This window comes from Nocardioides sp. (assembly GCF_030655615.1).
Lineage (GTDB): Bacteria > Actinomycetota > Actinomycetes > Propionibacteriales > Nocardioidaceae > Nocardioides.
This window is the reverse complement of sequence record NZ_JAURVJ010000148.1, coordinates 1-10,713: the sequence shown is the minus strand read 5'-3', so window position 1 is coordinate 10,713 and position 10,713 is coordinate 1. Positions and strand designations below refer to the sequence as shown.

Annotated in this window: 9 protein-coding genes; 4 read left to right on the top strand and 5 right to left on the bottom strand. The window is 71.6% G+C overall.

Annotation, left to right across the window (positions count from 1 at the left end):
- Positions 1-70: 70 nt before the first annotated feature.
- Complete coding sequence (locus Q7T52_RS12415; RefSeq protein WP_304802919.1) at positions 71-568, bottom strand: SRPBCC family protein; 498 nt, start codon at positions 566-568, stop codon at positions 71-73.
- Between the two features lie 71 nt (positions 569-639).
- On the opposite strand from Q7T52_RS12415, the gene Q7T52_RS12410 reads away from it, so the two are divergent.
- A complete protein-coding gene (locus Q7T52_RS12410) occupies positions 640-2,085 on the top strand; it encodes an MFS transporter (protein WP_304802917.1) in 1,446 nt (481 codons plus the stop codon).
- Here Q7T52_RS12410 and Q7T52_RS12405 read toward each other — a convergent pair.
- Together Q7T52_RS12405 and Q7T52_RS12400 are read right to left on the bottom strand one after the other, a co-directional pair.
- Positions 2,082-2,855, bottom strand: a complete 774-nt coding sequence (locus Q7T52_RS12405) for a VOC family protein (RefSeq protein WP_304802915.1) — start codon at positions 2,853-2,855, stop codon at positions 2,082-2,084. The two genes, Q7T52_RS12410 and Q7T52_RS12405, sit on opposite strands and share 4 nt — an antisense overlap.
- Before the next feature lie 109 nt (positions 2,856-2,964).
- A complete protein-coding gene (locus tag Q7T52_RS12400; RefSeq protein WP_304802913.1) occupies positions 2,965-5,796 on the bottom strand; it encodes an Ig-like domain repeat protein in 2,832 nt (943 codons plus the stop codon).
- A 162-nt stretch (positions 5,797-5,958) separates the two neighbouring features.
- Between Q7T52_RS12400 and Q7T52_RS12395 the strand changes: the two genes are divergently transcribed.
- Complete coding sequence (locus Q7T52_RS12395; RefSeq protein WP_304802910.1) at positions 5,959-6,426, top strand: SRPBCC family protein; 468 nt, start codon at positions 5,959-5,961, stop codon at positions 6,424-6,426.
- Here the strand turns inward: Q7T52_RS12395 and Q7T52_RS12390 are convergent.
- Positions 6,423-7,868, bottom strand: coding sequence for an MXAN_6640 family putative metalloprotease (locus tag Q7T52_RS12390; RefSeq protein WP_304802908.1), 1,446 nt, complete (start codon positions 7,866-7,868; stop codon positions 6,423-6,425). The two genes, Q7T52_RS12395 and Q7T52_RS12390, sit on opposite strands and share 4 nt — an antisense overlap.
- Positions 7,869-7,933: 65 nt before the next feature.
- Positions 7,934-8,359, bottom strand: a complete 426-nt coding sequence (locus Q7T52_RS12385; protein ID WP_304802907.1) for an adenylyltransferase/cytidyltransferase family protein — start codon at positions 8,357-8,359, stop codon at positions 7,934-7,936.
- A 185-nt stretch (positions 8,360-8,544) separates the two neighbouring features.
- On the opposite strand from Q7T52_RS12385, the gene Q7T52_RS12380 reads away from it, so the two are divergent.
- Complete coding sequence (locus Q7T52_RS12380) at positions 8,545-9,738, top strand: DUF445 domain-containing protein (RefSeq protein WP_304802905.1); 1,194 nt, start codon at positions 8,545-8,547, stop codon at positions 9,736-9,738.
- Positions 9,739-9,743: 5 nt separating this feature from the next.
- Positions 9,744-9,989, top strand: coding sequence for an RNA-binding S4 domain-containing protein (locus Q7T52_RS12375; protein WP_304802903.1), 246 nt, complete (start codon positions 9,744-9,746; stop codon positions 9,987-9,989).
- Positions 9,990-10,713: the final 724 nt, after the last annotated feature.

The following is a 10,713-nucleotide window of genomic DNA, read 5'->3' as shown; positions in this document are numbered from 1 at the left end:
GGGGTTGCAACCCCTGACAACGGTCGGAACCCCCTGACCAGCACCCCCGCCGACTGTCTCGCGCCCCGCCCTAGGTCCGGGGGTAGCCGCGGCGCACGGTGCGGTCGAGGATGCCGAGGGTCGCGCGCAGGGCGTTCTCGGAGAGGACCGGGAAGATCCCCATCGCCTCCCAGTCGGGGTGGATGTCGCTCCAGTCGTAGTACGTCGTGACCAGGGTGCCGCCGTCGACGGGCTCGAGGTGGTAGCCGAACACGTGCCCGATCGGCGGCCGTGCGGTCCCGAGGATCGACCACGAGACGTGCCGGTCGGGCTCGAAGTCGTCGCCGATCGTGACGACGACGTCGTACCTGCCCATCTCGGGGATGTCGTTGAGCGCCTCGCGGTCCATGTGGACCACGAACGTGTCGCCGGCCGCGGCGACCCGGTCGCCGGTGGCGTCCTGGAGCATCCCCGAGGAGTCGATCGCCACGTGGCCCTGCGGGTCGCAGAGCACGGCGAAGACGTCGGCGGCGGGCGCGGCGATCAGCCGGCTGGTCTCGATACGGGTCTCGTCGGGTGTCTCGCTCACGGCCTCGATCCTGCCACCGGTCGCCCGCCGGGGTGGAGAACGACGCGGTGGGGCGGGAGTAGACCGTGTGCATGAGCGACGTCGAGACCGGCCGGATCACCACCGACATCCCGGCGCGGATGGACCGGCTGCCCTGGGCGCGCTGGCACTGGATGGTCGTGGTCGGTCTGGGGACGGTCTGGATCCTCGACGGCCTGGAGGTCACGATCGTCGGCTCGATGTCCGACGCGCTCAAGCCCGAGGGCACCGGTCTCGGGATGAGCAACTTCGACATCGGCCTGGCCGGGGCGACCTACGTCGCGGGCGCGTGCATCGGCGCGCTGTTCTTCGGACAGCTCACCGACCGGTTCGGTCGCAAGAAGCTGTTCCTCGTCACCCTGGGCGTCTACACGGTCGCCACCGTGGCGACGGCCTTCGCGCCGAGCCCCTTCTTCTACCTCGCCGCCCGCTTCTTCACCGGCACCGGCATCGGCGGCGAGTACGCCGCGATCAACTCGGCCATCGACGAGCTCATCCCCGCGGCCTACCGCGGTCGCGTCGACGTGGCGATCAACGGCTCGTTCTGGCTCGGCGCGGCCGGTGGCTCCCTGCTCACGATCCCGCTGCTCGACCCGTCCGTCGTCGACGCCGGCCTCGGCTGGCGGTTGGCCTTCGGGCTCGGCGGCGTCCTGGCCGTCGGCATCCTCGTCGTACGCCGGCACGTCCCGGAGAGCCCGCGCTGGCTGTTCATCCACGGTCGGGAGGACGAGGCCGAGTCGATCGTCCGCGACATCGAGCGCACCATCTCCGACGAGACGGGGGAGCGGCTCGGCGACGTCGACGAGACCATCACGATCCGTCAGCGCCGCACGATCGGCATCGTCGAGATCGCCCGCACCGTCTTCACGCTCTATCCCCGACGGACCGTCCTCTGCTTCTCGCTCTTCGTCGGCCAGGCGTTCCTCTACAACGCGTTCTTCTTCACCTACGGCGACACCCTCAGCGAGTTCTTCGGCGTGAAGCAGACCGGGTGGTACCTCGCGATCTTCGCGGCCTCCAACTTCGCCGGGGCCCTGCTCCTGAGCCCGCTCTTCGACATCGTCGGGCGGGTCAAGATGATCACCGGCACCTACGTGGTGTCCGGTGTCCTGCTGGCGGTCGCGGGCCTGTCCCTGGGGAGCCTCGACGCGACGACGCTGACGATCTTCGGTGTCGTGATCTTCTTCCTGGCCTCGGCCGGGGCGAGCGCGGCCTACCTGACGGCCAGCGAGGTCTTCCCGATGGAGACCCGGGCGCTGTGCATCGCGTTCTTCTACGCGATCGGCACCGCCGCCGGCGGCATCTCCGGGCCGCTGCTCTTCGGCTGGCTGATCGAGAAGGGCGTCGACCAGGGCGACGTCACCGTCATCGCGGTCGGCTACTACATCGGGGCCGTGCTGATGATCGGCGGCGGCCTCGTCGAGGCGTTCCTCGGCGTCAAGGCCGAGGGCCAGTCGCTGGAGAGCATCGCCCAGCCGCTGACGGCTGCAGACGCCTAGGTGGCGTTCGGACGCACCAGCTCGCCGAGCCCCAGCAGGTTGCCCTCGCTGTCGCGGAACCAGGTGGCGCGCTCGCCGCTGGCCCCGCTCGACGGGTAGTGCCCCGCGACGTCGACGACGTCGCTCTCGAAGACCACCCCGCGCTCGGTGAGCTCGGCGACCACGTCGTCGATCCCGTCGACGTCGAAGCCCATCTGGGTGTGGGCGCCGCTCGCGCTGCCGGTGGAGGCGAAGACGACGAACGACGTGCCGCCGCACGCGTAGCGCAGCCCGCCGTCGCGCTCCTCGGCCGGCTCGAGACCGAGGACGTCGGCGTACCACCGCCGGGCGCGGTCGAGGTCCTGCGCCGGGAGCCGTACGGCGGCACGGGCGTGGCTCAGCGGCCCGCCGACCCGTCCGGCCCGCTCGTCCTTCTGTCGCCAGTACGACGGGGTGGTCTCGATGAGCTGGACGTAGTTGCCGTCCGGGTCCTCGACGGTCCCGAACCAGAGGCCCGCGTCGCGGAGCTCGACGGGCGACACCCAGGTGGCGCCCCGCTCGTCGAGCCGCGCGGCGGCGGCGGCGATCGACGGGACGTGGTGGTTGAGCACGACGCGGCCGGGCTCGACGGTGGCCGGCGCGACGTCGTCGCGGCCGTCGACGAGCAGCCCGACCCCCTCGGGGTCGAGGAAGCCGTCGGCGTCGGGCTCGTGGCCCAGGGCGTCGACGTACCAGGCGCGCAGACGGTCGGGATCGGCGCTGGCCAGGAGTATGCTGCGGATCGAGGGCATGGGGGTGCCGACCCTCGGCGGACGACGGACTCATCGGTGGTCCGGGACGCGCGACGGCGGCGCCTCGTCGAGGCGCCGCCGTCGCGGTCGTGGTGCTGTCCCGCCGGAGCTAGCGGCGCGTCGTGATCCGCACGGCAGGGGACGTGGCGGGCCGCACGAGCGCCGACCCGAGGTAGCGGACGCGCACCCGGGCGTTCGTCGGGAAGGAGCGCCTGAGCACGACAGTCCGGGTGCCGGCGCTGCGGGCGCGCAGGGTGAACCCCTGCACGACCTTGCCGCCGACGAGGACGCGCACGGTGCCGGTCACCGGCTCGCCGTTGGCGAGGGCGGCGAGCCGCACCTGGAACCGCTTGCCGCCACCGACGTTGCCGACGCGTGTCACGCGGGCGGTCGTGGTCGCCCTGGTGACGACCAGCGTGCTGGTGGTGGACGTGCTCGCCGCGACGACGTCGTCGCCCGAGTAGCGAGCGGTGATCCGGTGCGTCCCGACGGACAGGTCGTCGGGCGTGGAAGCCGTGACCGTCCCGTCCTCGACCGTCGCGGTCGCGAGCGTCCGGGTGCCCTCGGCGAAGGTGACGGTGCCGGTCGCGCCGACGGGAACCGCGGCGGCCAGCGTCGCGGACTGCCCGTAGGCGACGCGACGGGAAGCGACGAGCAGACGCGTCGTCGACGCGATCGGGCCGGTGTCCGGGTCTGTCGGGGTGACCGGGGGCTCGACCGGGTCGGTCGGGCCGGTCGGGTCGGTCGGCGTGACGACCTCCTCGGACTTCGGGACCCAGGCGGCGAGGTAGCCGTTGACCTGGACGTTGCGCACGCCGTCGATGTCGACGGTCAGCGTGCCCTCGGCGTCGGTGGTGAGGGTCTCGCCGCGGAAGCCGAGCGCGTCGACGTACTCCTGGTTGCCGTGCGCGGCGCCCATCGGCACCTCGATCGTGGTGCTCATGCGCGCGTCGTTGCCGACGACGACCCCGATGCCGCTGGCGCGGTCGGTACCCTCGCGGACGCTGGAGATCAGGTCCTGACCGGCGGTGTCCGACAGGTTCGACGCGTAGGCGTTGACGACCTGCTTGCCGGACACGTTGGTCGTCCGGACCTCGAGCAGGTCGGTGATCGCGTCGTAGTAGGGCGACCTCGTCTTCATGTAGGAGTCGGCGGCCTCCCACAGGTCGCCGTAGAACACCGAGGGCACGGTGTCCTTGTTCGTCAGCGCGATGGCGTACGCCGCCGGCACGTTGTAGGGGGCGTACTGCTTGGTCGCGCGCTTGCGGTCGGCGGTGTACTTCGCGTACTGCGCCAGCTGGTAGGCCTTCGTGCCGTAGGGCTGGCCGCCGGCCTCCTCCGAGGTGACCGGGATGACGGCCATGTCGTTGTGCTCGGTGTCGTGGTTGGTCACGAACGACCAGTTGGGGATGGCCGTGCCGGTCTCACCGATGCGGTCGACCTTCGAGGTGGTGAACACGTCGGTGAGCGAGCGCTCGGGCTGGGCCTCGCCGAGCGCGTCGAGGAACGCGTAGTACGGCGAGGTGTCGTAGGCCAGCTGGGGGTTGCCGTTCTGGTTGAGGAACGGCACCTGCTCGTCGACGTAGGACTCGATGTAGCTCAGGTTGTCAGCCGCGTCGGTGCCGGCCACCGCCGAGCGCTCGCGCATCAGGTCCGCGGAGTTCTGGAGGATCTCCTTGTTGTAGTGACCTGCGGCGTCCCAGCGGAAGCCGTCGAAGTCGTACTGGTCGAGGAGGAACTCCTCCCAGTTCGTCTGGTCGGCCTGCACGGTCGCGTCGGAGTTGTCGACGTCCTGGCCGATCAGGAACTCGTACTGCAGCAGGTTCTTGTTGACGTCGCCGGTGTCGCCGTCGTCGAACCGCAGGGCGGTGATGCCGGCCTCGGAGGTCCGGTTGTAGCCCGGTTGCGATCCGATGTAGTCGTTGGTCGTGTCGACCGCGGCCTGGTCGGTCGTGGCGTAGATCAGCTTGACCCGCACCTCGCCGTTGCTGTCGGAGGCGACGATGCCGCTGCCGACAGGCGGGTGCGCGCGGACGTAGTCGAGGTAGGTCGAGGTCGTCCCGCCCTGCGTGTCGACGTACCAGAGCAGGTTGGAGCGATAGATGTCGCCGCCACCGGGGCGCTGGCCCGCGATGTAGTAGCCGTCGACGGTCAGGTAGCCGTCGATGTTGTTGATGTCGGGCGCCGTCCGCATCCCGCCCGCGGGCACGTAGTTGCCGTTGGTCGTCGGGTCACCCCCGAGGTAGCGGTAGGGCGTGCCGTCGGCGTCGAGCATCACTCTGTCGGTGCCGAGCTCCTGGTTCGAGATGCCGTTGAGGTTCGTCGATTTCCAGGTCTTGATCTGCCCGTACTTCTGGGCGCCGGCGCCGCCGCCGACCGTGTAGACCTCGTAGAGCTTGTTGACGACGTCGGCGCGGTTGGGCGTGCCCCACTGGTCGACGGCGGTGACCGGCACGACCTCACGGTCCTGGTAGAGGTAGACCTGGTTCGGCACGATGTCGGTCTGCACCTTGAGCCCCTCCGCGTGCAGGGCCGCGACCGCGGCCTTGAGCTCGGTGCTGGTGCCGTACTTGGTCGCGGTCGCGCCGTCGTGGCCGGCCGGGAACTCGCCGAGGTCGTAGCGGTCGGTGACCGCGTAGCCCTCCTCGTTGTAGGCGTCGAGCGCGCGGTAGGGCGGCGCCATCCACACGTCGGTGATGCCCAGGGCGTCGAGGTCGCCCGCCTTGTCGGCGAGCGTCGTGTAGGTGTTGCTCTCGTAGGGCTGGTAGAAGCTGAAGTCCTGGAAGATGACCCGGCTGTCCAGCTCGGGGCCGGACACGAGGACCTGTGAGGTGTCCTCATCAGCGGCGGCCGCGACGGGCTGCGGCAGCGTCGTGAGGCCGACCGAGGCGAGCGCGACGACGGCGTAGGTGGCGAGGGTGCGATGGCGTAGGTAAGGCAAGGTGTCCCCATGGATTGAATCGGTTCAAACGAGCCCTGCCAGCGTGCGGGAAGTAGAAATTTCAACTTTTACCCGGCATCGTTTCCGACCCGAGGAAGGTGTTCCGGATCACGGTCGGCGCGGCCGAGCCGCGCGGCCGGGGTCCTCGGTACCGTGCTGCTCGTGACGCACGTCGAGCACGCCCGCACCTTTCCCGTGACGGTCGAGGCGGCGTACGCCGTCGTGGCGCCGGTCCCGCTCGAGGAGGTGCTCGGACGACGCCACCTCGCGATCCCCGGGGTCGCCCGCGTCGAGCAGAGCGGACCGTGGGTGCAGGAGGTCGGCCAGCGGCGCACCCTGCACTTCACCGACGGCGGGCGGACGACCGAGGTGCTGACGGTGCTCGACGCGCCGCACCGGTTCGGCTACGAGCTGGCCGACGTGGCGGGGCCGATGAAGCTGCTCGTCGCCGCGGTCGACGGGCTCTGGGTGTTCGTGCCCGACGGGAGCGGGACGCGCATCACGTGGTCGTGGGAGATCCGGCCGACCCTGCCCGGCCGGCTCGTGATGCCGGCCTTCACACGGATGTGGCACGGCATGGCCGCCCGCTGCTTCGACCGCCTGGGCGAGCGTATGAGCGGCTCGTCCTAGCGCAGGAGCGACGCCCGGAACACGAAGCGCCGCCGCTGGTCGAGCGGCGTCCCCTCGCAGGCGAGCGTGGTGCCGCGGTCGCAGCGGTAGCGGGTGGACGCGTTGGCCAGCACCACCGTGACCGACGTCGTCGACCGGTCGAAGCGCACCCGGGTCTTGCCGAATCCCCTGCGGTTGAGCCGGATCTGGCGTTGCTGGACGCTGCCGTCGGCACGGGTCAGGACGAGGTAGGCCGCCGAGCCGCGGCTGCGGTCAGGGGCGTCGAGCGCGAGCGCGAGCCGCTGGCCGCGGGGGAGCGAGCCTCGGGGGCTCAGCCGCACGGCGCGCGAGGTGAGGTGGTCGAGCCGGGTGGTCACCGTGGTCCGTCTTGCCGTGGCCGACAGGCGTCGGGGGACGACGGGCGGCAGGGGATAGACCGAGCCCTCGGGATAGGTGCGGGCCGGGTCGAGGTTGCCGGCGGCGTACGCCGCGTAGGCGCGGGGGAGCCCGCCGCGGGGCGCGAGCACGCGGGCCAGCGCCTGCGTCGAGTAGTCGTCGGGCAGGCCGCCGCCGGTGCCGGCCCGACGCCAGACCTCGCGCACGACGTCGATGCCGTAGCGGCGGCCGAGGAACTCCCAGAACGTCCAGTTGCCGTAGTGGGCGTAGCCGCCGGTCTCGAAGAGGTCGAGCGGCACCTGGGGGCGCGCCAGCTGGCCGAACTGCAGGTAGGCGCGGTTGTCGTCGACGCCGTCGGCGAACCGCTCCTCCATCCAGGTCGCGGTCGACTCGAGCAGCCAGGGGTCCTCGGTGAAGTCGTAGGCGAACTGGACGGCGTGGAAGAACTCGTGGGCCGCGGTGACCCGCAGCGTCTGCATCGGCGCCCGCCCGAACTGGGCGCGGGCGAAGTCGTCGTCGAGGACGCAGAACCCGCTGGCCTGCTGGGGTTGCCCCGCCACGCGCCGCTCGGGGGCGCAGTAGCCGTAGAGGCCTCGGCTGCCCACGTCCTTGAGGTAGACGTCGAACTTGGCGTTGCCACCGCGCCGGCCGTCGGTGTCCGGCGCGCGGTAGCCGAGGGTGTCGACGTGGTGGCGCCACACCTGCTCGAGCACCCGGAGGGTCGCGGCGGGCCAGGCGGGGGTCGCGGGCGCGTCGGCGCCACGACGCACCCAGTGCAGGCAGAAGTGGGCGCTGCAGCGACGGGTCGCCGGCGCGGTGTAGCCGTCGGCGAACGGGTCGCCCGCTCCGGCGGTGGGGCGGGCCAGCAGCCCGCCGGCGAAGCGACCGCCGACGTCGCCGAGCGTGGGCCGGGCCAAGAACAAGTCGCGCAGGGCGAGCGTGGCCTCGGGGCGGTCGCGCGCGTCCTGACCGGCCTGGCCGCTGAGCACCTTGCTCGCCACGACCAGGGGCGGGTCGTCGCGCCGGTCGGGCGCGCGCACCGCGGTCGCTCCGGCGGCCGACGGCACGAGCAGCGCCGTACCGACCAGGACGGCGGCCAGCAGGGCCGGCAGCGCACGGGGAGGGATGGCGATCAGCCCCCGGAGATCTTCTCGATCAGGGCCGTGGTGGAGATGGCCGGCGTACGGGGGAGGTAGACGACCTCGCAGATGTCCTGGAACTCGTCGAAGCGGCCGGCCCAGTCGTCACCCATGACGAGGACGTCGGCGGCGAACTGGGTGATGTAGTCGCGCTTGAGCTCGAGGCTCTCCTCGACGAACACCTCGTGGACCGCCTTGAGGGCGGCGACGATCTCGAGCCGCTCGGACTGGCTGAACACCGGCTCGCGGCCCTTCTTGCGCAGGTTGAGCGCGTCGGCGGAGACCCCGACGACGAGGCGGGCGCCGAGGGCGGCCGCGCGCTCGATGACCCGCAGGTGGCCGACGTGGAAGACGTCGAAGGTCCCGAAGGTGATCACGGTGCGCGGTGGGGGAGCGCTCTCGCTCGGCACGTCTGGCATGGCCGCCAGTGTTCCACGCGGGACGGGTGGGACCTGGCACCGACGCCCCGCGGCGGGGCTCCGCCTGCGACGGGCGTGCGGTGGGGGAGACTTCCGAGGTGTCGACCACGCCGCCCCCGTCGCCCCCGTCCGCGCCCGCGGTCGACAGCAGCGCTGACGATGCTCGCCGCCGAGGACTGCGGCAGATGCGGACGGTGGCGGTCTCGCTGCTCGCCCTCGCCGCCGTCGTCTACGTCGTCACGCTCGGCCAGGACGGCGCCCTCGGGTTCGTCAACGCCGGCGCGGAGGCGTCGATGGTCGGGGCGATCGCCGACTGGTTCGCCGTCACGGCTCTCTTCAAGCACCCGCTCGGCCTGCCGATCCCGCACACCGCGCTGATCCCGCGGCGCAAGGACGAGCTCGGCAAGGGCCTGCAGGACTTCGTCGGCGAGAACTTCCTCCAGGAGGGGATCATCCGCGAGCGCATCGGCGCCGCCGGCGTCGCCGCCCGCGCCGGGGCCTGGCTGGCCGAGGACGTCAACGCGCGCCGTGTGGTCGACGAGGTGGCCGAGGTCGCGTGCATCGCGCTCGGCAAGGTCCGCGACGAGCACGTCGAGGCCCTGGTGACCGAGGCACTGGTGCCGCGCTTCCGCGAGGAGCCCATCTCACCGCTGCTCGGGAGCCTGCTGTCCGAGGCCCTGCGCGACAACATCCACCACGGCCTGGTCGACCTGGCGCTCGAGGAGCTGCTCGGCTGGCTCGAGGCCAACCCCCGCACCGTCCAGGACGTCCTCGGCGAGCGTGCCCCCTGGTGGGCGCCCGACCGACTCAACGAGCGGGTCACCGCGCGGGCCCACGTCGAGATCGTGCGCTGGGTCGGCGACATCCGCCGCGACCCGCAGCACCGCGGCCGGCTCGCCCTCGACTCGCTGCTGGCCCGGCTCGCCGACGACCTGCTCTCCGACCCGGCCACCCAGGAGCGCGCCGAGCGCCTCAAGGACCGGCTGCTCGACCACCCGGCGGTCGTCACGTCGGGCATCTCGCTGTGGCAGGCGCTGCAGCGCGCTCTCACCACGTCGCTCGCCGACCCCGACGGCGCCGTACGCCGTCGCCTCCTCGTCGAGGTCCGCGCGCTCGCGGCCCGGCTCGGCGACGACGTCGCCCTCCGCGAGCGCCTCGACCGGCGCGCGGCCGACGCCGCGGTCTTCGTGGTCGAGCGCTACGGCAACGACCTGACGGCCGTGATCACCCACACCATCGAGCGCTGGGACGGCAAGGAGGCGGCCGAGCGCATTGAGCTCCACGTCGGCCGCGACCTGCAGTTCATCCGGATCAACGGCACGATCGTCGGCGGGCTCGTGGGGCTGCTGATCCACACGGTGTCGGTAGTGATTCACTAGTGACCATGGCAGATCCAGTGCAGGTCCCGATCGAGGACGAGTCCATCAAGCTCGGCCAGTTCCTCAAGCTCGCCAACCTCGTCGAGTCGGGCTCCGCCGCCAAGGACCTCCTCGCCGCCGGCGTGGTCAAGGTCAACGGCGTGGCCGAGACCCGGCGCGGTCGCCAGCTCGTCAACGGCGACCTGGTGACGTTGGCTGCGCAGTCGGCTCGCGTGAGTGACGGCAGCACGCCCGACGACTTCCCCTGGTGACCCACGTCGGCTGAGGTGCGAGCGCAGCGAGCCTCGAAGCCCATCTCTGTCACGGGGTCACGGGTGGTCCGGGTCGGGTGGCCGCGCGCGTAGCAGACCGCGTCTCGGCGTCAAGGACGCCTGCGGCGCCGCTGCGCGGTCGCCTGCGGCGATCCTTGACCCCGAGCCTCTCGCGGTCTGCTCCTCGGCGCGCAACGGCGAGGCCTCGCAAGCTCGGCTCGCCGTCGCCTGCGCGGCCACCCGACCCGGCGGTGCATGAACCACCGTTCCGGGCGACCTCAGGTGCCGGTTCGGTGGCTGATGCACCGCCGGCCCGGGTGGACAGAGTCCGTGGCGACTTCCTCACCGCCAGCACGACTTACCCGCCCGAACACGGGCGGGTAAGCCGCACCAACGGTGAGGCAGACGTGTCGGGCCGCCTCGATCTTCGATCGTGATCCACTATCTGGACCGAGATCGCAGATCGAGCCCACGAGGTGAGGTTCTGCGACGAATCTCCCGGTTCCGTGCCGAAGCTTCGTACGAGAACCGGGAGAAACGTCCGGTCAGCGTGACCAGTGGTGCCGGTGAGGGCTGTCCGCGCTGGACGAGGGCGCGGCGGAGCCCGCCCTTGTCTGCGCCATCAAGCATCCCGGGAGAGGCTCGCTGTCAAGGATCGCTTCGCGACCGCGTAGCGGCGCGAAGCGTCCTTGACAGGGAGGCCCGGGATGCTAGGCGCGCGGAC